This is a genomic window from Algibacter sp. R77976, from assembly GCF_044594645.1.
In the GTDB taxonomy this organism is placed as follows: Bacteria; Bacteroidota; Bacteroidia; order Flavobacteriales; family Flavobacteriaceae; genus Algibacter_B.
Map to the genome: position 1 here is coordinate 1,149,885 of NZ_CP138989.1, position 22,420 is coordinate 1,172,304.

General features: G+C 32.0%; 16 protein-coding genes and 1 tRNA gene. 9 read left to right on the plus strand and 8 right to left on the minus strand.

Annotated elements, in window-relative coordinates; translation table 11 throughout:
- Positions 1-350 precede the first annotated feature (350 nt).
- Complete coding sequence (locus SJY43_RS05005) at positions 351-1,025, minus strand: SCO family protein (protein WP_396602749.1); 675 nt, start codon at positions 1,023-1,025, stop codon at positions 351-353.
- A 171-nt stretch (positions 1,026-1,196) separates the two neighbouring features.
- Between SJY43_RS05005 and rseP the strand changes: the two genes are divergently transcribed.
- On the plus strand, positions 1,197-2,543 hold the full coding sequence (gene rseP, locus SJY43_RS05010; RefSeq protein ID WP_396602750.1) for an RIP metalloprotease RseP: 1,347 nt from the start codon (positions 1,197-1,199) through the stop codon (positions 2,541-2,543).
- Positions 2,544-2,615: 72 nt separating this feature from the next.
- Positions 2,616-2,689: transfer RNA gene (locus tag SJY43_RS05015), tRNA-Asn, on the plus strand.
- A 115-nt stretch (positions 2,690-2,804) separates the two neighbouring features.
- Here the strand turns inward: SJY43_RS05015 and SJY43_RS05020 are convergent.
- Positions 2,805-6,557: a MopE-related protein gene (locus SJY43_RS05020; protein ID WP_396602751.1), complete on the minus strand. Its 3,753-nt coding sequence runs from the start codon at positions 6,555-6,557 to the stop codon at positions 2,805-2,807.
- A 400-nt stretch (positions 6,558-6,957) separates the two neighbouring features.
- On the minus strand, positions 6,958-7,308 hold the full coding sequence (locus tag SJY43_RS05025; protein ID WP_396602752.1) for an arsenate reductase family protein: 351 nt from the start codon (positions 7,306-7,308) through the stop codon (positions 6,958-6,960).
- A 106-nt stretch (positions 7,309-7,414) separates the two neighbouring features.
- Between SJY43_RS05025 and SJY43_RS05030 the strand changes: the two genes are divergently transcribed.
- Positions 7,415-7,879, plus strand: a complete 465-nt coding sequence (locus tag SJY43_RS05030; protein WP_396602753.1) for a DinB family protein — start codon at positions 7,415-7,417, stop codon at positions 7,877-7,879.
- Here the strand turns inward: SJY43_RS05030 and SJY43_RS05035 are convergent.
- Both SJY43_RS05035 and SJY43_RS05040 read right to left on the minus strand, forming a co-directional pair.
- On the minus strand, positions 7,859-8,578 hold the full coding sequence (locus SJY43_RS05035; RefSeq protein ID WP_396602754.1) for a DUF3298 and DUF4163 domain-containing protein: 720 nt from the start codon (positions 8,576-8,578) through the stop codon (positions 7,859-7,861). The genes SJY43_RS05030 and SJY43_RS05035 overlap by 21 nt on opposite strands.
- A 120-nt stretch (positions 8,579-8,698) precedes the next feature.
- On the minus strand, positions 8,699-9,529 hold the full coding sequence (locus tag SJY43_RS05040) for a THC0290_0291 family protein (RefSeq protein ID WP_396602755.1): 831 nt from the start codon (positions 9,527-9,529) through the stop codon (positions 8,699-8,701).
- A 201-nt stretch (positions 9,530-9,730) separates the two neighbouring features.
- On the opposite strand from SJY43_RS05040, the gene gdhA reads away from it, so the two are divergent.
- The 5 genes from gdhA to SJY43_RS05065 all read left to right on the plus strand — a co-directional run bounded on the left by gdhA (position 9,731) and on the right by SJY43_RS05065 (position 17,837).
- Positions 9,731-11,074, plus strand: a complete 1,344-nt coding sequence (gene gdhA, locus SJY43_RS05045) for an NADP-specific glutamate dehydrogenase (RefSeq protein WP_396602756.1) — start codon at positions 9,731-9,733, stop codon at positions 11,072-11,074.
- 124 nt (positions 11,075-11,198) lie between these two features.
- A complete protein-coding gene (locus SJY43_RS05050) occupies positions 11,199-12,233 on the plus strand; it encodes an acyltransferase family protein (protein WP_396602757.1) in 1,035 nt (344 codons plus the stop codon).
- Positions 12,234-12,363: 130 nt separating this feature from the next.
- Positions 12,364-14,703: a two-component regulator propeller domain-containing protein gene (locus SJY43_RS05055; RefSeq protein WP_396602758.1), complete on the plus strand. Its 2,340-nt coding sequence runs from the start codon at positions 12,364-12,366 to the stop codon at positions 14,701-14,703.
- On the plus strand, positions 14,703-15,422 hold the full coding sequence (gene recO, locus SJY43_RS05060; RefSeq protein WP_396602759.1) for a DNA repair protein RecO: 720 nt from the start codon (positions 14,703-14,705) through the stop codon (positions 15,420-15,422). Before SJY43_RS05055 ends, recO begins: the two co-directional genes overlap by 1 nt.
- A gap of 3 nt (positions 15,423-15,425) precedes the next feature.
- The gene (locus tag SJY43_RS05065) at positions 15,426-17,837 is read left to right on the plus strand and encodes a TonB-dependent receptor domain-containing protein (protein WP_396602760.1); all 2,412 of its coding nucleotides are present in this window, start codon (positions 15,426-15,428) and stop codon (positions 17,835-17,837) included.
- Positions 17,838-17,893: 56 nt separating this feature from the next.
- On the opposite strand, the gene SJY43_RS05070 is transcribed toward SJY43_RS05065, so the two are convergent.
- On the minus strand, positions 17,894-20,206 hold the full coding sequence (locus SJY43_RS05070) for a lamin tail domain-containing protein (protein WP_396602761.1): 2,313 nt from the start codon (positions 20,204-20,206) through the stop codon (positions 17,894-17,896).
- Positions 20,207-20,291: 85 nt separating this feature from the next.
- On the opposite strand from SJY43_RS05070, the gene SJY43_RS05075 reads away from it, so the two are divergent.
- A complete protein-coding gene (locus SJY43_RS05075; protein ID WP_396602762.1) occupies positions 20,292-20,765 on the plus strand; it encodes a regulatory protein RecX in 474 nt (157 codons plus the stop codon).
- A gap of 65 nt (positions 20,766-20,830) precedes the next feature.
- On the opposite strand, the gene SJY43_RS05080 is transcribed toward SJY43_RS05075, so the two are convergent.
- Both SJY43_RS05080 and SJY43_RS05085 read right to left on the minus strand, forming a co-directional pair.
- The gene (locus SJY43_RS05080) at positions 20,831-21,346 is read right to left on the minus strand and encodes a DUF6646 family protein (protein ID WP_396602763.1); all 516 of its coding nucleotides are present in this window, start codon (positions 21,344-21,346) and stop codon (positions 20,831-20,833) included.
- Between the two features lie 98 nt (positions 21,347-21,444).
- Positions 21,445-22,305, minus strand: coding sequence for a cupin-like domain-containing protein (locus SJY43_RS05085; protein WP_396602764.1), 861 nt, complete (start codon positions 22,303-22,305; stop codon positions 21,445-21,447).
- Positions 22,306-22,420 lie beyond the last annotated feature (115 nt).

Consider the following 22,420-nt stretch of genomic DNA (forward strand, 5'->3'; position numbering starts at 1 on the left):
CCATATAAACTTACCAAATCTGTTGTTCTCCAGGGTGTATAAGTGACATAAATTTGCACCCGATTATTAAACCCCATGAAAATGATTAACATGAAAACAAGTAATAGAATAGTATCAGAGAACAAAGTAGGAACTAGAACAAAAAAATTTAGTAACGCAAGTTCTTTAGTTTGGAATTCAAAAAGACGTTATAAATAAATTATAACCTTTCAAATTTATAAAGGCGCTTTCTAGAAAGCGCCTTTTTTTACGCCCTAACTTAACATTAGGTTTCAATTTTAAATTGAAATGACTCTGAAAATATCATTATTGATATTTATATCGCTTACTTAAGCACTTTTGAGTTAAAGTCAATCCTTATATTCTTCTTTTAAAACGGAAATATCATGGAGTAAACGAGCAATGTCCTCGGTATTAGTACCATCATAAAACCCTCTTATTTGTCGTTTTTTATCAATAAGCATAAAGTTTTCGGTGTGTACCATATCAAAAGGGCCGCCATCACCATCATCTTTTACTGCTAAATAGCTTTTACGCGCCAGTTTATAGATCTCTTTTTTATCTCCAGTAACTAAGTTCCATTTTTTATCATTTACACCTTTTTTAATAGCGTAACGTTTTAATTGAGCAACGGTGTCAATCTCTGGAGTAACCGAATGAGAGAGAAGCATAACCTCATTGTCATTTAAAATTTCTTTTTGAATTTCGGCCATATTAGTTGTCATAATAGGACAAATCGTTCTGCAAGTGGTGAAAAAGAAATCGGCAACATATATTTTGTCCTTATAATTATTTTGGGTAATTGTTTTTCCGTTTTGATTTGTCAGGCTAAAGTCGGCTATTTTATGATATTTTTTTTGATGCTGAATAGTACTGTCAACTAACTCAGTACTTACCATAGTTGGTTGATAAATAGGAAGTGGTTGATAAACATTTAAAGTATTATAAATAATGGTAATTATTATAATGGAGATAATACCAAATACAATGGCAAATAGTTTATAATCTTTAAAAAACGACAGCATTTGGAGTGTTTTTAAATTAAGTACTCATACAAAAATACGATGATTTTTAGTGTTAATGCATTTGTATTACATATAAATTATTGTTAAAACAGGTGCCATTAGACGAATGACTTTTTAAACTTGGTTTAAAAGCTTACTTTTGTGCGATTATAAAAAATTGTTAAGCTATATATGGAGTTTGTTATAAAAATATCTCAGTTTTTACTAAGTCTTTCGTTGCTAATTATTCTGCACGAATTAGGGCATTTTATCCCAGCTAAGGCTTTTAAAACTAGAGTAGAAAAATTTTACTTGTTTTTTGATGTAAAATTTTCATTATTCAAAAAGAAAATTGGTGGAACAGAATACGGAATTGGTTGGTTGCCATTAGGGGGTTATGTGAAAATTTCAGGTATGATTGACGAAAGTATGGATACCGAACAAATGGCACAAGAACCGCAGCCATGGGAATTTCGCTCTAAACCGGCGTGGCAACGTTTAATTATTATGTTAGGTGGGGTAACGGTTAATTTTTTATTAGCTATTTTCATTTACATTGGGATGAGTTATTTTTATGGAGATACCTTTCTGCCAAATGAAAATATTAAAGATGGCTTAGAAATTGAAAGTACCGTCGCAAATAAAGCTGGACTTCTTACTGGGGATAAAATATTAGCAGTAGATGGTGATAAAATTGAAACATTTTCTGAAATCTCTGAGAAAGTTTTATTCGGAAAAGAAATTCTTATAGAACGCAATGGGAGTCAGTCTACCGTAACCATGCCAGAAGATTTCTTAGCACAATTGTTAGACTCAAAGGAAAAAGGGATTATAAGCCTAAGGCAACCTTTTGTTGTTATTCAAGTTCCAGATACATCTTATAACAAGTCTAGCGGCTTAAAAGAAGGTGATATTATTTTGGGTATAAACGATTACCCAACAAAATATGCTGATGAGGTTAAAACAGCCTTAGAGAAGTATAAAGGCCAGAGTGTCTCTGCTACCGTTAAAAGAGCCGATGCAGAAATTAAAGTGCCACTTAAAGTTAGTGATGATGCTAAAATAGGAATAGTTGTGGCTGGAGCTTCAACTACTGATACTTTAGAAAGTTTAGGATATTATAATTTTGATGTTAAAGAATATGGCTTTTTTGAATCTTTTCCGGTTGGTTTAGGTAAAGCTAAAGATAAATTAGTTTCTTATTGGGATCAATTAGGCGCTATTTTTTCGCCTAGCACAGGAGCTTATAAAGGCGTAGGAGGTTTTAAGGCCATTTATGATATCTTTCCTAGTTTTTGGAGCTGGCAAGTGTTTTGGAGTATTACAGCCTTTTTATCTATTATGTTAGGTGTTTTAAATTTATTACCAATACCGGCGTTAGATGGTGGCCACGTTATGTTTTTACTTTATGAAATGGTGTCTGGAAGAAAGCCAGGTGACAAATTTATGGAGTATGCACAAATGGTTGGATTCTTTCTTTTAATCGCATTAGTTTTGTTTGCAAACGGTAATGATATATATAAAGCTATTTTTGAATAAAATTTATTCGAAAAATATTTGTAGAAATTAAAAAACAATATATATTTGCACTCGCTAAGTAAAAAAGCACACTCCTTCTTAGCTCAGTTGGTTAGAGCATCTGACTGTTAATCAGAGGGTCCTTGGTTCGAGCCCAAGAGAAGGAGCAAAAAAAGTCCAACAGAAATGTTGGACTTTTTCGTTTTTAGGGATAAGTTAATTTATAAATATTTAAAAGGCTAAATTTTATAAAGAATTTAGCCTTTTTTTTAATTGGTTTAATTAATTGGAAATTAATATTTTATGGGTGTTCTCCCCTGATTTTATATTTATTATTTTAAATATATATGGTTCATTATCCAATTGATCTAAATCCGATACGTTTATTATACTGTTTATTGAAAAATATTTTCTATCAATAATTAGTCTTCCATTTAGATCAAATACTTTTATATAAAACTCACTATTATTAAGGTTTAAAGGCAATTTTATATTAACATAATTATAAAATGGGTTTGGATATGCTTTTATTTTACTTTCTAAATTATCAAGCCCCAAAGTACCAAGAGATATTTTTCCTATACTAGTTGTCGTAGTTCCGTCGCCATCAAAATCATCATCTAAAGTTAATGGATTACAATCATCATCTATTCCGTTGTATGGCACTTCTATAGCACCAGGATTTACATCTGCATTAGTATCATCACAGTCAGTAGCATTATTATGGGTATCTCCGCCAGACCAATTATCCATGGTATAACCTTCAACCATTATGCCTGGGTTACCGGAAGTATTTGCGCCAGAAGGATTAACTATGGTGTTTGCTAAATTATCATTTATAAAAACTTTGTAAGTCGTTCCACTAACTTCTCCTCTTATCACATCCCCTTCTACTACTGTATAATTGACTGAGCCTTTAGAACTTATTGAACCGTTAGTCATAACTAACATCTGTATGACACGGCCACTACATTGCCAAATTACGCTCGATGTTTCATTACATCTAAGTGCCACACCAGACCAAGATACTCCTCCTCCTGTAAAAGTAGCTTCTGCCCATTGGTCGTCATCAAAATCTCCCTTACGGAAAGCAATAGCAAATGTTCCTCCGGCTTTTTTAACTGTATTTGAAAATATACTAGCAATACCTCCTCTCAGCCCGATAGAATGAGTCCAATCTGAACCTAAATTTCCAGAATTCGCTCTATTAAAATTATCTGAAAAAAGATTACCTACTCCATTCACAGGATAGCCATCGTCGTCTAAATCATCATCCAAAGTTAATGGATTGCAATCGTCATCTATTCCGTTGTATGGTACTTCGGTAGCGCCAGGATTTACAGCTGAATCCGAATCATTACAATCTCCTTCATTTGCAGTATAGCCATCTCCATCAGCATCAATAGTATCTGCGCTATCGGGAGTTTCTGGATTACAATCATCATCAATACCATTACCAATAATTTCTGTAACACTTGAATTGACATTCTCATCTGTATCATCACAATCGGTATTGTTATCACTATATCCTGTTGGCGCTACAGGTACACATAATAGTTCAATAGTTGTAGACCCAAACCCATCTCCATCAGCATCTACATAATATTGTTGCTTTTCATTTATAGTCGGATCCATATCATCACAGTCATTAGCATTATTAAAACCATCGCCATCAAAATCATCATCTAAAGTTAATGTATTACAATCATCATCTATTCCGTTGTATGGCACTTCTATAGCACCAGGATTTACAGCTGCATTAGTATCGTCACAGTCAGTAGCATTATTATAAGTATCTCCGCCAGACCAATTATCCATTGTATGACCTTCAACCATTATGCCTGGATTACCGGAAGTATTTGCGCCAGAAGGATTAACTATGGTGTGTGCTAAATTATCATTTATAAAAACTTTGTAAGTCGTTCCACTAACCTCTCCTCTTATCACATCCCCTTCTACTACTGTATAATTGACCGAGCCTTTAGAACTTATTGAACCGTTAGTCATAACTAACATCTGTATGACACGGCCACTACATTGCCAAATTACGCTCGATGTTTCATTGCATCTAAGTGCCACACCAGACCAAGATACTCCTCCTCCTGTAAAAGTAGCTTCTGCCCATTGGTCGTCATCAAAATCTCCCTTACGGAAAGCAATAGCAAATGTTCCTCCGGCTTTTTTAACTGTATTTGAAAATATACTAGCAATACCTCCTCTCAGCCCGATAGAATGAGTCCAATCTGAACCTAAATTTTCAGAATTCGCTCTATTAAAATTATCTGAAAAAAGATTACCCACTCCATTCACAGGATAGCCATCGCCGTCAGCATCGATAACTTCTGTGTTATCTGAAGTTGCTGGATTACAATCATCATCAATACCATTATTAACAATTTCTGTTGCGTCTGGATTAATATTATCATCTGTATCATCACAATCTAGTAAGGCAGGAGCTGAGGTAGTATATCCACCCGGATTTTCGCAGGCTATAATAGAGTTAACATCTCCGAAGAATGTATCACTATCACTATCAATACCTAGATACCATGTTTGACCAGGATATTCATCAGCATCATTGTCGTCACAATCTGTATTATCAGCAACATAGCCCACAGGTTGCGATTCGGAATTTTGAGTTATATAGGGATTTCCAAATGTATCTGAATCTAAATCTTGATACCAAGTTTGATAAGTTCCAGTCTTTGTAATAGTAAAAAAATCATCTATATTTCCATTATCTCTTAAAAATTTATACGTGAGATTATTACCATCAACCTCAAGAACGCAAGATCCAAGTTGTGATACGGAATAATACATCGCATTATGATCTAAAGGTAAACCACCCAAATATATCGATGCGTTAGAATTTACAACATAAACAGTCCCTTTTCCAGCGTTAGGACCCGTTATTGGTTTACAGTATGCTCCAGTAGCATTTTCTCCTATTGTTTGGCCACTTCCATCACCATTGGCACCCACTATATGGATTGATGGATCAAATGTATTTGATAATCCGTAATGACCATTAATAAAATAGGTTCTTTCATAACTAAGGCTGTGACACGTTACTACTAAATCTACGCCATTACCCTCAAGCATTGGGAGGTAGTTTTCCCTCATTTCTGTTGATTCAATAGGTTCACCTTCAGGATCATAACCTTCAGAAGGGTGCCATCCAGCAGAATGTGGCGGGTGATGCCAGAATGCCACTATCCATTTTTGAGTTGTATTTTGGATATCACTTAATGCCCAATTATACATATTACCTCCTATGGCCCTGTTTTCATCAGATGAATTTAAAACTATAAAATGAATATTTCCATAATCAAAGGAGTAATACGATTCGGTACCAGAAGGTATTCCTCCTGATTCTCCGGCTGTTGGGAATTCAAAAATGTCATAGTAAGGTCCTGTTTGTGAGTCAGCAAAAGATGAATAAGCATCATGGTTTCCTACACAAGACCAAGCGATTGAATTCTTCAACCTCGAATCATACATATCAAAAACTTTTAATTGATAATCTGAGTCCAAACCCTTGCTTCCAGCATTGTCTCCCAAGAAAAGAATGCCATCAGTTTCTGCGGATTCAGAATATGAATAGTACTGGTCTCTTACGTTTACTGCATTTAAATTATTAATGCCACCGTTATAGGTACACCCTAACAACCAAAATCTGTAAGGATCTGAGGTTCCAATAGCTGGATGGGTTTTAAAGTAAAGATCAGTACTGCCATTTAATAATGACCCACCAGTTCCAATTCTATAAAAATATTTTGTACCTGGGGATAACCCTGTAATTTCTAGTTCATGATCAGTTTTTGAAGCGGATTCACTATAGGTTGAACTATAACTAGTATTAGTACTATATTCAATTATAGATTGAGTATTAGTGTCTGTTCTCCATTTGACAATAACACTTGTTGGTGTTCCTTTTTGAAGATAAGGGCCTCTAATAATAGCTTGGCTTAATGAAGTGAAACTAACTAATAAGCTAAGACTTGAACCTAATAATAATTTGTAATTCTGTTTCATAATACCTTATTTTTTTCTGTTATGTTTCAAATTTGCTTTAGTAAATTGCCAAGGGTAATTACTTTGAACCATCAAAAAAGTATCAATACAATAACAAGCTTTTTAATTAATTAAAATCTGAAAAGTATGTTAGAGCTTTTCATAACAAAAGGTTTGTATAAAACAATCTATAAAAGGTTAATAAAATATAAAATGATATATATCAGACATCAATTAACAAATTGTGCTGGCAATAGAGATTAAGAAAGGAATACAAAATAACCTGATACATTTGTATCGGGTTATTTATCACTTAATAAATATATTCAATGAACCAATAGGGATTCAAAATATTTATAAAGCTATTTCATTTTTATAAGTGTGTTTTAAAACGTATAAAATTTATGTAATAAGACCACTTCTAGCTAAGTGCAGACTTTGCAGCCTCAACAACCTTTTTAGAATTACCAACAAATATTTTATTATCAACTAAAATAACAGGTCTACTTAAAAACGTATAATGGTCTAAGATGTAATGTTTATAATCACGATCAGCTAAGTTTTGGTTTTTTAAATCCATTTCCTTGTACAATTTTGCGCGTTTACTAAAAAGAGCCTCATAGCTTCCAGCCAAAGCTTCCATTTCTTCAACTTGTTTTACAGTAATGGGTTCAGATTTAATATCCTGAAGAATAAATTCAGAAGACAAATTTAATTCCTTTAAAATTCGTGCACAGGTGCTGCAGGTTTTTAGATAATATACTTTTTTCATAATTAATTATATTTTGTATTTACTCTAAGAAGTAAATCTTAATATTCTTCCTAACAAAATAAAGGCAATTATATCATAAATGCTATATTTAACGAAAATTTAAATTATGAAGTTTACATTTCAAGTATTAAAAAATACAAGAAGCATTTTTAATAAGATTATTGAAAATAACACATTAGAAGATTTAAATAAGATTCCAAGTGGATTCAACAATAATGTAATTTGGAATATAGCACATGTTATTGTGACAGAGCAGTTATTATCTTATAAATTATCTGGATTGAAACCAGCTTTATCTGATGATATGATTGATAAGTACAAAAAAGATTCAAAACCCCAAGGAAGTCTAACAAAGGAGGAGGTAAATGAAATAAAAGGACTTTTACTATCTACAATTGAAAAAACACAGGAAGATTATACTAATGGCGTTTTTAAAAACTATAATGCTTACACGGTTTCTACAACGGGAAATACACTTAATAATATTGATGAAGCTATACAGTTTGGTGCCATCCATGAAGGGTTACATTACGGATACGTTTTAGCGCTTTTAAAGGCTGTTAAAAACTAAATAAGACTCAATAGCTTCATAAGGTATTGCAAACTCAATTATCCTTTTAGCGTAAGGGGCAATTTCATAAGTATTGTAAAGAAAAACAATGCCATCTTCGCTATATCCAATGTTTTCTGGGAGTTTAAACTCTTCACTATCTAAAATAAGACTTTTATCTTTTGAAGAATCGATGTAATGAGATTCAGCAATTTTCTTAAGTGCTTTTATGTTATTAAAAAGTTGATTGTTTTCAATTTTTTCTCCAGTTTCAGGATTAAAATTTAAAAAAGAAATATTTAAAACACCATGAGCGCCTCCTGTATTAGTATAGGTTGTTATTGCAATACTAATTACTTCTGAAGATTGATACATGACTTCCCCATCAATCTGAGCTTCCCACAGTTGTGAAGATTCTGGAAAATCATTTTTAAAAGCGTTGAATTCATTATTAAAAGAGTCAATACTTTTTTCAACGGAAGTTGAAGTGATTTCATCTGGATTTCCAATATGTAATGCAGTAATTACTAATTTTTGTATATGAGAGTTTATTTGATTGGAAACAGTCTCATTACCACTTGCTTCAGGAATATTTACTTCAACAATAGTATTGCTTTCGGTAGAAATGTTGATCTCTGAAAAAACAGTTTTTTGTTCGACTTTACAGTTAATAAAGACTAAAATACAAGTAAGTAGTAATAGGGAATGTTTAAACTTCATGAGCCAAAATTAAATCATAAGTCTAAAGATAATTATTGCATTTGGATACACCGAATTAAAACTAATATTTGTGTGAAATTGCAGTTTAATGCTAAAGTAATTTAGTGCAGTTTGATAGTTTTAATCTAAATAGTAGATGTAACCAACATTTAGCCATACTAACCAATCATTATACTTGTTTGATGGTAATTGATGATCTAGACCGTCAATATTATCACTAAAATAGTATTGCCATCTTAAATCTAACATTAGGTCAGATAACTTATTAAGTTTGTATCTTACTCCAACACTAGAAACCACAGACCATGTACTACCCGGTGAGGCATCAACAGAACCATCTTCCCAAGCAGAGTAAAAGTTGCTCGAGTCTGTAACGTCACCATATGCTAACGGGTTTGGGTTATCGTATGTTGTACTTACCTCTGGAGTATAAGAAGTATAATGCACTCCAAAGCTAACAAACGGAGCAAAACTATAAGCAAACCCTTGAAAATCACGAATACTTAAAGGAAAAAACTCTAGTTGAGTTCCAATGTCTAAATTTTTTGCAACGCCTTTATGGCCTCTTAATTGATTAGCTTCAATCGTGTTTCTTGGTGTTACTGAACCGTCAGCACCAACACGATTGCCTACCCATTTTCCTAAATGCTCAAGATTGGTTTTATTGTAAGAGATTTCATTTCTTAATTTAAAATGATCATTAAAATAGGTGTCTGTTGTGTAGCAATTACAGTCTGCTCTATAAGAAAAGTTTAAATAATGAACAATGCCTATTCCGAATCCAGAATTACCAAAATTTGTTTCTGAATCTTCACGAACTCCGTAGTCCGATCTAAATTGAAGCGGACCAGAAATAACACCAACTTCATGAGAAAAGCCTAGTTGAGCATTTGTACTCTGAACAATAAGAAACAAGCAAAAAACAGAAGCTAAATGTTTCAAGTTAAACATAAAAGGTTTATTTTTTTGAGGGCATTAGTATAAGCAAATATATAAAAACTAGTAAAACAAACAAACATTAATAAATTACACAAAAATCTCATTAAATATTTATTGTCAAATTCAAATAAAAACATGTATATTTTTGAATATAACGTATATTTGCACCAATAAATTACTTATTTAATAAATTATTATGCAATAATTGTATATATGAAACAAACTATTGAAGCATTTTTAGATCTTGTAAAAGAAAGAAATGGTCATGAGCCAGAGTTTTTACAAGCAGTAGAGGAGGTTGCAGAAACTGTAATCCCTTACATAGTAAAGCATGACATCTATTATGGTAAAAACATTCTGCTTAGAATGGTAGAACCAGAACGATTAATTTCTTTTAGAGTCTCTTGGGTAGATGATGATGGGGAAATACAAGTAAATAGAGGTTACAGGATTCAAATGAATTCTGCAATTGGGCCTTACAAAGGTGGTTTGCGATTTCACAAAACAGTAAACGCCAGTATTTTAAAGTTTTTAGCTTTTGAGCAAGTGTTCAAAAACTCCTTAACCACATTACCAATGGGTGGTGGAAAAGGCGGAAGTGATTTTGATCCAAAAGGTAAATCTGACAATGAAATTATGCGTTTTTGCCATGCATTTATGAGCGAATTATTCCGCCATATTGGTCCAAATACCGATGTCCCGGCCGGAGATATTGGTGTAGGGTCTAGAGAAGTTGGATTCTTATTCGGCATGTATAAAAAACTAAACAATGAATTTACAGGAGTTTTGACTGGTAAAGGCTTAACTTGGGGAGGTTCGTTAATTAGACCAGAAGCTACAGGTTATGGCAATGTTTATTTTGCCCAAAAAATGCTTGAAACTAAAGGCAATAGTATTGAGGGTAAAGATGTTGTAATATCTGGATCTGGCAACGTTGCTCAATATGCTGCTGAAAAAGTATTGCAACTAGGCGGAAAGGTTTTAACACTTTCAGATTCGTCTGGCTATATTTATGATGAAGCAGGAATCGATAAAGATAAATTAGCCTTTATCATGGAACTGAAAAATGTGAAGAGAGGTAGAATAAGTGAGTATCTTGAATCTTACTCTGATGCAAAATATTTTAAAGGTAAAACACCATGGAGTGTAAAATGTGATGTGGCCATGCCATGTGCAACACAAAATGAGCTGCATGAAGATGACGCTAAAATACTTTTAGAAAATGGCTGTATATGTGTAAGCGAAGGTGCTAATATGCCTTCAACTAAAGAGGCTATTGCTGTTTTTCATAAGGCAAAAATATTATTTGCTCCAGGTAAAGCGTCTAACGCTGGAGGGGTAGCAACTTCTGGTTTAGAAATGACTCAGAATTCGCTAAGGTTTAAGTGGTCTAGAGAAGAGGTTGACAATAAGCTTAAAGATATCATGTCTGATATCCATAAATCTTGTTTAGAATATGGAGAAGATGAAGATGGATATGTTGATTACGTTAAGGGTGCAAATATTGCAGGGTTTGTAAAGGTTGCCGATGCCATGTTAGCACAAGGTATTGTTTAAATGAATTTTAAATGTTTAAAAAAGCTTCTTAATATCAATTAGGAAGCTTTTTTTACTTGAAAACATATTATTTTTAAGTAAAACTCGTTAGTTATAAATATATTTGGAACTTAAGTGTAAGTTTTTGAAAGAGATAAATATTAATAATTTCGACTTTTTAAGAGTTGTTTTTGCTTTTACAGTTGCCTTAGCTCATTTAATTGAACTAAGTGAAGTTGAAATATTTCAAGCTTATAAAGATCTTTTTAATACTCGTTTGGCCATAGATGGTTTTTTTGTAATAAGTGGATTTTTAATTGCAAAAAGCTATGCTAACAGTAGCAATATCAAATCATACATATACAAAAGAATAAAAAGAATAGTTCCAGCATATCTATTTGTAATATTATTTTGTGCTTTGTTTTTTTGTTTTATTTCAACTAAATCATTTGGAGATTATTTTCTGAACATACAATTTTGGAAGTATTTATTAGCCAATCTAACCTTTCAGAATTATATAGAACCGTGTTTGCCGGGTGTTTTTGAAGGGAACTCTATGTGTGTAGTTAATGGTGCGCTATGGACTATTAAAATTGAAGAGGCGTTTTATTTATTAATTCCTGTTTTCTATTGGATTACTAAATCGAAGAAAAATAAAATTCATGGCTATGGCATCATAGTTTATTTAGTTTCTATAATTTATTTCAACTACTTTGTTTATATAGATATGTATAGAATTGCAAAGCAATTACCTGGTGCTTTAGCTTTTTTTATGACTGGAATTGTATTATATAAAAATTTCGATTTTTTTATTAAATGGAAACACTATTTCATTATACCTTGTTTATTGATTTTTATCACAGAGCACTATGTTTTTAATACCCATATACTTAAGCCTTTTGCTTATGGTTTTATGGTTTTTTATATAGCCTATAACTTTAAATGGCTAAATCATTTTGGTAAATATGGCGATATAACTTACGGTGTTTATATTTATCATTTTCCAATCATTCAAGTATTTGTTTATTTTGGACTTTTTGATTCCTATAATCCGTTATTGGTTAGTGTAATTCTTTTGTTTTTAGTTATTGTTTTAGCAACTTTTTCTTGGCATTTTCTTGAACTATATTTTTTGTCAGAAGGAAGAAAAGAACGGCAGCGAAAATTATTGTCAAGTTAAATTTGTTTTTGCAATACTCACCATTTTTAAGGTATTCCATAAATACTTAAAAACTTGATTGATATAATTTATATTATTTTAAGTTGAAGTTCGTTAGATATAATATATTTGAACATAATTAATATTCATTTTGAAAAAAATAATTTTTTTACTTTTTTGTTTTACACCGCTTATGCAGTTTGCTCAAGATTTTTCAGAATTTTGGGAAGGACACTTTTCTTATTATAATGTAAAGCAAGTTGTAAAAGGTAATGACAAGATATATGCTGCTTCAGAAAATGCTGTTTTTACTATAAATGTTCAATCAAATGAAATTGAAGAGCTTACAACTGTTAATGGGCTTTCTGGAGAATCAATTTCTACTATTTTTTATAGTGAGTTGTATGAATTACTGGTGATTGGATACGAAAACGGGCTCATAGAAATCGTTTTTGATAATGATGAAAACGTTTTATCAATAGTTGATATCCTTGATAAAACTATTATTCAGGCCACTAATAAAAGAATAAATCATTTTAATGCCTATGAGAATTTGATATATGTATCAACAAATTATGGCATATCTGTCTATAATTTAGAGCGCTTAGAGTTTGGAGACACTTACTTTATTGGAAATGGCGGCACACAAATTCAAGTTAATCAAACAACTATATTTGATGGGTTTATTTATGCCGCTTGTTCAGAAGGTAATGGTATAAGAAAAGCTGATATATCAAGCTCTAATTTAATAGATTTTAATAATTGGCAAGTTGTTACAACTGGAAGTTTTGTTGGGATAGAAAGAAATGAAAATAAATTATATACTATTGGAACAAATAGAATTATTTACGAGATAGCAAATGATGTCTTAAATCAATTATTTAGTTATGATACTGTTCCGCTTGAAATTAAATCTATTAATTCAAATTTAGTAATAACCACTAAAGATGATATTTTTATTTACGATTCAAGTTTTAGTTTAACGTCTCAAATTTCAGTTATAGAAGACTTTGATACGGAGTTTAGCTCAGCAGTTATTGAAGGCGAAGATGTGTATGTTGGTAGCTTGAATTTTGGGCTTTTAAAAACTTTAATTAACGCGCCAATGTCTTTTGAAGAAATTCACCCTGATGGCCCATTAAGAAACGATTTGTTTTCGTTAGAGTATTATAATAATGATTTATGGTGTGTTTCTGGAGGATATAACTTTTTTTATAACTTTATTGGTGGCGATAGATTTAAAACTGGCATTAGTCGTTTAAAAAGTAATGAGTGGTCAAATATTAAATATGATTCTATTAGTAGTACTATTCAAAATCCTGTTTATTTAGCACATACTGCCATAAATCCGAATCTACCCAATCAGGTTTTTGTAAGTTCATATTCTACTGGTTTAATAGAATTTGATGATGGCAAGCCTATCCAACTGTTTAATCAAGACAACAGTACGATAGTGCCATTTGCTGCAAATTATAAACTAACAGGGGCAAGTACTTTTGATTCTAATGGTGCTTTGTGGTTAATTAATGGAAGGGTAAACGAGCCTTTAAATAGATATGAAAACGGATCATGGACTTCTTTTGATTTTTCTGAAATTATAGCTGAACCTACTAGTGAAAATGGTTTTAGTAATATAGAGATTGACGAGTCTACAGGGACAAAATTTATGGGTACTTTCGGTAATGGTTTTATAGGTTTTAATGAAAATAATGGTAATCCACAAATAAAAAAAATAAACGGAGAAGATGTAAACATGCCAGATCCTTATGTAACATCCGTCGTTTTAGATAACCGAAATCAGTTATGGATTGGTACTTATAGAGGCTTACGTGTATTATATAATGTTTCTAATTTTTTTGAAAATGATAATATAGTGGTCGATGAAATTATTATTGAAGAAGATGGCATTGCTAAAGAACTTTTATTCCAACAGTATATAACAGAAATAGAGGTTGATGGCTCAAACAATAAATGGATAGGTACTTCTGATGCAGGGTTATTCTATTTGTCTTCAGACGGACAAGAAACCATCTTTCATTTTACCACAGACAATTCTCCGTTACCTTCAAATAGTGTAAGCGATGTATCAATAGATGATGAAAACGGAATAGTTTACATAGCAACAACCAAAGGACTTCTATCATTTAAATCTGGAAGTTCATCTGCGTTTGAAGATTTAGAAAGTGCCTATGCATACCCAAACCCAGTAAGACCAGGGTTTAATATTTTAGAAGATAAAGTAAAAATTAAGGATATTTCAGAAAATGTAAACATAAAGATTACAGATATTGAAGGGAACTTAGTTGCCGAAGCGCAATCTAGAATTAATCAAAGGTATGAAGGCTATAATCTAGAAATTGATGGAGGAACAGCATATTGGAACGGTAAAAATCTTGCTAATAACATTGTTGCTTCAGGAGTTTATTTAGTGATGCTTTCTGATTTGGATACCTTTGAAACTAAGGTTTTAAAATTAATGGTAGTTAGATAATGCTTATTACTACAAATGCTATTGTTTTATCTAAATTAAGATTCAGAGATAACGATTTAATTATAAAATGTTACACTCAAGAAAAAGGGGTTGTTAGTTTTTTATTAAGAGGTGTTTTAAAAGGTAAAAAAGGAAGCTCTAAAATTGCTTATTTTCAATTATTATCTCAGTTACAATTAGTACTAACTTATAAAAGCGGCAGGTCTTTACAAAGTATTAAAGAGACTAAGTTAAATTACCTTTACTCTAGTTTGCATACTAATGTCTTAAAAAGTTCAATAGTTATGTTTTTATCTGAAGTGTTATCAAATACATTACAAGAAGAAGAGCAAAACGAAACGCTTTATAGTTATTTAGAGCATACACTTTTATGGCTTGATGCTCAATCCGAATTTGCAAACTTCCATTTATTATTCCTATTAAAACTAACCAAATATTTAGGGTTTTATCCAGATACTAGTAATATTGATGCTGCTTATTTTAATTTATATGAAGGTAAGTTTGAAATGAAATCGAGTAATAAATACACTATTTCAGGAGAAAATTTAATATTGCTAAAACAGTTGTTAGGCACAACATTTGATGCTTTACCTAGTATAAAAATTAATGCAAAGCAAAGACAGTCTTTTTTAAGTATGATTTTGCTTTATTTTGAACTACATTTGGGGAGTTTTAAAACCCCAAAATCTTTACAGGTATTTAATCAAGTTTTTAGCTAAAACATGAAGTCTTTTTATTTAACTTTTTTCTTTTTTCTTGTTTTTATTTGCGCTCAAGCTCAAAACATTAAAGTTTTAAATAAGATCACTAAAGAGCCTATTTTTGGTGTAGCTATTTACAATGCTGATAAATCTAAAAGCGTCATTACTAATTTTAGAGGCGAAGCTGAATTAGATAAATTTTCAGATACTGAAACGATTTACTTTAAACATTTATCGCACGTTTTAAAATCCTTAATAAAACCCCAAATTGGTAAATCGAACAAAGTGTATTTGGCTTCTAATACACAGGGTTTAGAGCAAATTGTAATTTCTGCATCAAAATTTCAGCAAAACAAAAAAGATATTCCTCAAAAAATAGTAAGTGTAGATGCAAAGAATATTCAATTTATAAACCCTCAAACTAGTGCAGATTTATTAGAAAATACGGGTAAAGTTTATATACAAAAAAGTCAATTAGGTGGAGGAAGTCCAATAATTAGAGGGTTTTCGACTAATAGATTATTAATTACGGTTGATGGTGTAAGAATGAATAACGCTATTTTTAGAGGCGGTAATCTGCAAAACGTTATTTCAATCGATCCTTTTTCTGTTCAAAACACAGAAGTAACTTTAGGTTCTGGGTCTGTAATATATGGAAGTGATGCCATTGGTGGTGTGATGAGTTTTTATACCCAAAAGCCAAAATTATCTTATACAGATTCTTTAATGTTTAAAGCCAATGCTGTTGTAAGATATGCTACGGCAAGTAATGAAAGAACAGGGCATTTCGATTTTAATTTAGGCTATAAAAAATGGGGCTTTGTAACAAGTGCTAGTTATACAGATTTTGATGATTTAAGAATGGGAAGTCATGGGCAAGAAGATTATTTAAGACCTGAGTTTGCCATAGTAACATCCACCGGCGATGAGGTTATTCAAAACAACAATCCTAAAGTTCAAAAATATTCGGGGTACAATCAATTAAACTTAATGCAGAAAGCGCATTACGAGCCTTATCAAGACCTAAGTTTTGATTTAGGGTTATACTATACAACAACATCCGATATTCCACGTTACGACCGCTTAATTAGGTATAGAGATGATACATTACGTTCTGCCGAATGGAATTATGGACCACAACAATGGTTTATGTCCAATTTACAGATTACCAAATTGAGTAGTAAATCTAATTTGTACAATAAAATTAAAGCCACTTTTGCATATCAAAATTTTCAGGAAAGCAGGATTGATAGAGATTTAAACTCAACTCTTAGAGATATTCGAGAAGAAGCTGTTGATGCGTATTCATTCAATTTAGATTTAGAGAAAAGGTTTTCACCTAAAACACAATTTTTCTACGGTACCGAGTATGTGTACAATAAAGTAAGATCCGTTGGTTTAGAGGAAGACATCTCTAATAATACTAAAACGGCAACTGTTTCAAGATATCCTAACGGAGCAAGTTGGCAATCTGCAGCAGTATATTCTAGTATTAAATATAAGCCAAATCCTAAGTTTGTATTCCAATCAGGTTTGCGCTTTAACTATGTGGTTTCAGAAGCTGATTTTACTGAAAATAACGTGTATTTAAATTTACCTTTTGATGCTACTAAAAATGAATCTGAAGCGTTAACAGGAACTGCGGGTGTAAGTTGGACCCCAAACCCAATTTTACAATGGAAATTTAATCTGTCATCAGCATTTAGAGCTCCAAATATTGATGATATTGGTAAGGTGTTTGATTCTGAACCAGGTTCTGTTGTTGTTCCTAATAATGATTTAAGACCTGAATATGCTTATGGAGGAGAAGTAGGACTGAAACTAAACTTTAATGACAAACTAATTTTAGATATGAGTACATATTACACCTATTTAGATAATGCTTTAGTTAGGCGGGATTACAGTTTAAATGGTGAAACAGAAATTATGTATGATGGCGAATTAAGTAATATACAAGCCATACAGAATGCATCAAAAGCATGGATTTATGGTTTTGAAGTTGGTTTAAAAATGCCGATTACAAATCAGTTAGATTTAACCTCTCAATACTCTATAATTGGTGGTACAGAAGAGGAAGAATCTATTGAAGTGCCAATAAGACATGTTGCTCCAAATTTTGGGAATACACATTTAGTTTGGACTTCATATGATTTGAAATTAGATTTTTTTGCTAATTATAATGGGGATTTGTCTTTTTATCAATTAGCGCCCTCTGAAACTGAAAAGGATTATATATATGCTTTAGATGCTAATGGCAATCCCTACAGCCCATCATGGTATACGCTTAATTTTAGAGCGCAGTATCAAATAAACAAAGCTATTTCTATAACAACCAGTTTAGAGAATATTACAGACCGGCGTTATAAAACCTATTCTTCAGGGATTGCAGCAGCAGGAAGAAACTTTATTTTATCCTTAAAGTATAGCTTATAAAAAACAAAAGCTCTAGTTTTTAACTAGAGCTTTTGTTTAAATTTAATAAGTTTTGATTATTTTTTAATTGCTTTTTTAGTAGTAGTAGCGCCATTCAAAAAGGTCACTTTAGCAATATAAATGCTACTACTTAAATTCGATAAGTTATAAGTTTCAGTAGTATTTTTACCTTCAAATTGATATAATTGTCTTCCCATTAAATCAAATATTCTAACAGTTTTTATATGTTTTGAAGCTGTAAATTGCACATTGTTATCTTCTAGTTCAATAATTTTCAAAGTATTAGAATTTGTTTCAAAACTTTCAGTAGATAAAACTTTCGAGCTAAATCGAATTTCAAAACGGTCGTTAAATTCACCAACTTCAGATGTAAAGGTATAGTCAGAATCAGATAAAATATGTAATTCGTTAAGTAAATTATCTTTTAGGTAAACAGTATTGTTTGTTAAAAAATCGCCTTGTAATTGTGCAATTGAAAAGTTGTATAAAGTCTCTGCTTCAATATTAGTTGCAAACCCAAGATTTATAATTTCATCTTCGGTTAGACTATTAATAGCTTTACCTTGAACAGCAAATTTCTCATTTGAATCTGTAATTGTTGAATAAAGAGCTGCTGAAAAATCACCGCCTAATAATCTTTTAGCGTCATATGACATACCGTCGTTTAAATTTGTAGCACCATTTACATATCCAACTAATATCTGATTAAATACACCATTGTCTGAGGTTAAATTAAGCCATAACTTGTTAGAAATATAACTTGAATTCTTTTTAGAGTTTGTGTTTTTAAAGAATTGAGTATTACTTGTTCCGTCTGCCATTCTCATAGCGTTTGTGAAAGTTACATTACCATTAGCTAAGCCAGCAATAAAAAAACCTTGGCCAGAAGGAATAAATTGGGTTGGAGTAATTCCATTAGCTCCAGCTGCACCTCCAGTTCCTACGGTAAAAGTTGCATAGTCATTTTGATTGAAATTTAAACCCTCATTTCCAGGGTTAGCTCCGTCAGGTGGTAGAGATTGTGTCCAAAAATATGCGGCACCATCAATCACACTAGAATTAGCTGATTGGAATGCAATAAAGTCTATTGCTGAAGGGTATGGATTTCCAATTAAATTCCAATTATTTCCAAGATTTGTAGCATTAAGTGCAATATTAGTATCTATATTACCAGTATTAAAAGGGCCTTCAAATGTTGCACTTCCAGTTGCTGGAGCAAAAGCAGAAAAAAGTTTAGCTTCTGTAACGGCAAAACCAACTCCAGGAAGCATGTTATCAGTACCATCTGAAGCTAACGCATATTGCCAATCGTCACCATTATCATCAATATCATCTCCATTGTTATCTACAAAATTTGCTGCATTATACCAAAAGCGTCTATCACCATCTACATCTGGAAATACGTTACTAGTAGTTTCGCCAGTAACAGGTGAACTCCAATAGGTGTAATAATACCAAGCCGATTTGGTAGCAGTTGTTTTGTTAACTCTGGCCAAGCCTCCAGCGTTAACTGTAAATGAGGATGTATTATCATTTTGAACAAAATTACCTTGAGTTTCTACAACTACAGTACCATCAACGATTACATCGTTTTCAATTTCTGCAAAAGAGCCATTGCCTATGGTAAGTGTTGCTCCAGAATCTACAGTTAAACTACATCCTATTATATCGCCACTAGTGGTATTGTAATCACTACTAATAATGACACTTTTTGATAAATCATTAGGTAATCCATTTGACCATGTTCCGGTATAAGTGGTGCTTGATATACAACAACTAGTTATATGTGTTCCTAGATCAGACCAATCATCATTTGCTAAAACTACCCATTCACTATCAGCAACAGTCGTTCCTGCAGAAGTTGACCAATTTGTATTAGGGTCACATATATTAACTTTCCTTACTAAAGTATGATTTGCAGTAGCATTTGTTGTTCCTGCAACATCCCATCCTGTTCCAGGATCGGCACCATTAGTACCTATGGCATCTATTAATATGAAAGTTCCTGTGCCATCATCTTTTGCTATTCCAGTAGCGTCATCACCATTCCAGATGGCAATTCCAGTAGTTATATTAGCCGCTGCTAAAATTACTGGGTCGCTAGAAGGGTGTGCAATGATATAAACAGATCCACTTGTTAAAATTCCTGATAAACTGAAAGTGTTTTCTGGCCAAGTAGGATTTCCATTAACTATTCTCCAAATCTCATAATCAGCCAAATCAATATCAGCACCAGTTCCATTAAAAATTTCTATGTATTTATTAAAACTACTTCCTTCTCCATATTCAGAAATAATTAAATCAGACATCTGCCCATAACCAAAATCAAAAGCTAAAAGCAATACTAATAATAAAATAATCTTTTTCATAATCGTTAGGGTTAAAAAATCAAAGATTTGGTTTTTATAAAATTTTATTCAAATTGTTTATTTAACATTGTTATTTTTGATGCTTATGCAAACAAGAAAAACATATACTGTACAAGAAGCTACTAGAAAACTAGAGCACTATTGTGCGTATCAAGAACGTTGCCATAAAGAAGTAAGACAAAAGTTAGAATCTTTACACATGATACCCGAGGCTATCGATGTAATAATAGTCCACCTTTTAGAACATAACTTTCTTAACGAAGCACGTTTTGCCAAAACCTATGTAAGCGGTAAACTTAGAATAAAGTCTTGGGGCAAACGTCGATTAACTTTTGAATTAAAGAAAAAAGACATTAGCAAAGTTAATATAAATCAAGCACTTGCAGAAATAGAAAACACGGAGTATGTCGAGGTTTTCAATAGTTTAGCCGAAAAAAAGGCGAATTCTATTACAGGAAATGATAAGTATAAAAAAAGAAAGAAATTAATCGATTATCTGCTATATAGAGGCTGGGAAACTCATTTGGTGTACGAAAAAGCAAAGGAAGTTTTCGGGTAAACCCATAAAAAAGGGGGTAAGTAAACAACTTAACCCCTTTTTAAAGTATTATTTCAAATGTTGACTTAAAGGTTAAAAGTTGCCCCAAAGTTTACAGTAAATTGATTGTGTAATGTTTCAGCAGGTGTTAAATCTTCAGATTTATATTTAGCAAATGGTACATTTAATTCTGTGTAAAGACCAAAACCATCGGTAAAAAAGTAACGCGCCCCTAAGTGGCCACCAAAGTTTTTAAGCCCAAGACTTAAACCAGGATAAAGATCGAAATTTTCATCAATATTAATAACGTTACCTAAGTTAGCATTAAAACGTGCTCTAACATCAAAACGATTATCAAAGTTTGCATCTAAATCTTCATCTGCGTTGTTTTGTAAAGCGTCATCTACACCTAAAAGGTACGTAGAAGTTATCCCAATAGAAATGTTTTCTCCAATTCCGTAATCGTAGCTTATGTTAATACCAGAACCATTGTCTTGAAAATTAACACCTACTTGAAATTTGTTGTCTCCTGCTCCTTTATATGCTTGAGCCTTTACTGCGGTAATACTAAGGATAGCTAATAGTAAAAATAAATTTTTCATTTTGCTTTATTTGTTTTTAAGTTGTACGAATTATATGATTTGAGGTTTAAATTTAAGACGGCAAAGATATTACAAGTTTTTTAATATCAAAGGTTTATTTACAAATGCTTATGTGTTCTAATAATGGCTTGTTCATTTTTCCAATCAATCCATTTCTGGCCTTTTATACGCCTCATAATATTATCGAAACTTCGCATAATAATAACATTATAAATAGCTTTGCTAAAGTTTTTTGGGTTTCTAGCAATGGCTCTTAAACTCATTGAAAACCCCGGTGTTACATACCGCATATAGTGCCAGTAGCCTTCTGGCATATATAGTACTTCACCATGATTAAGTTCGGTTTTATAACCCTTAGCTTTTTTAAGCATGGGCCATTTTTTAAAATCGGGGTTATTAAAATCGATATCTTCTCGAGTAATTAATGAATGCGGAATTTTATATAAAAAATCATTTTGTTTTTGATCAAACAGAATACATTGCTTTTTGCCTTCAAAATGGAAATGAAAAATATTTGCGAGATCAATATCGTAATGCATAAAGGTGTGCGAATCACGTCCGCCAAAAAATAGCATGGGAATGCCTTTCATGAGTCGTAAACCAAAATCAGGAAATGAAAAATCTTTTTGTAACGCAGGAATTTCTTTTAAGGCATTCCATAAAAAAATACGGTATTTAGTAGGTTCACGTTTTAATAAATCTACATATTCGCTAAGTTTCATTTTAGCATGTGGCTCATTAAAACCATCTTTGTAATCTACAGGTCTGTCATCATAAAGTGGCACAGTTAAATTGCCGCCAACAGTTTTCATATATTCTAAATTCCATTTTGTGAATGCAGGCCAATCTTCTATATAAGACTCAATAACCACAGGTTTTTGTGGTTTAAAATAGTGTTTTAAAAAATCCGCTTTGGTAATCGTTTTTACTCGCGGAATGTCCTGTAGGTTTAACGACAAAGTGTAATTAATTTAGAAGCGTAAAGTTAAGAAAACGTTAGCTAATTTATTTGGTATTACAGTCTTATTTCTATTTTGAACGTTTACTTGAGCAAACCTTTTAGGTGTTATTTGA

Coding starts and splice junctions, on each gene's coding strand:
- SJY43_RS05065 (WP_396602760.1), top strand. CDS start 15,426: ATGAAGTCTTTTTATTTAACTTTTTTCTTTTTTCTTGTTTTTATTTGC.
- recO (WP_396602759.1), top strand. CDS start 14,703: ATGCTTATTACTACAAATGCTATTGTTTTATCTAAATTAAGATTCAGA.
- SJY43_RS05075 (WP_396602762.1), top strand. CDS start 20,292: ATGCAAACAAGAAAAACATATACTGTACAAGAAGCTACTAGAAAACTA.
- gdhA (WP_396602756.1), top strand. CDS start 9,731: ATGAAACAAACTATTGAAGCATTTTTAGATCTTGTAAAAGAAAGAAAT.
- SJY43_RS05040 (WP_396602755.1), bottom strand. CDS start 9,529: ATGTTTAACTTGAAACATTTAGCTTCTGTTTTTTGCTTGTTTCTTATT.
- SJY43_RS05020 (WP_396602751.1), bottom strand. CDS start 6,557: ATGAAACAGAATTACAAATTATTATTAGGTTCAAGTCTTAGCTTATTA.
- SJY43_RS05070 (WP_396602761.1), bottom strand. CDS start 20,206: ATGAAAAAGATTATTTTATTATTAGTATTGCTTTTAGCTTTTGATTTT.
- SJY43_RS05035 (WP_396602754.1), bottom strand. CDS start 8,578: ATGAAGTTTAAACATTCCCTATTACTACTTACTTGTATTTTAGTCTTT.
- SJY43_RS05025 (WP_396602752.1), bottom strand. CDS start 7,308: ATGAAAAAAGTATATTATCTAAAAACCTGCAGCACCTGTGCACGAATT.
- SJY43_RS05030 (WP_396602753.1), top strand. CDS start 7,415: ATGAAGTTTACATTTCAAGTATTAAAAAATACAAGAAGCATTTTTAAT.
- SJY43_RS05005 (WP_396602749.1), bottom strand. CDS start 1,025: ATGCTGTCGTTTTTTAAAGATTATAAACTATTTGCCATTGTATTTGGT.
- rseP (WP_396602750.1), top strand. CDS start 1,197: ATGGAGTTTGTTATAAAAATATCTCAGTTTTTACTAAGTCTTTCGTTG.
- SJY43_RS05080 (WP_396602763.1), bottom strand. CDS start 21,346: ATGAAAAATTTATTTTTACTATTAGCTATCCTTAGTATTACCGCAGTA.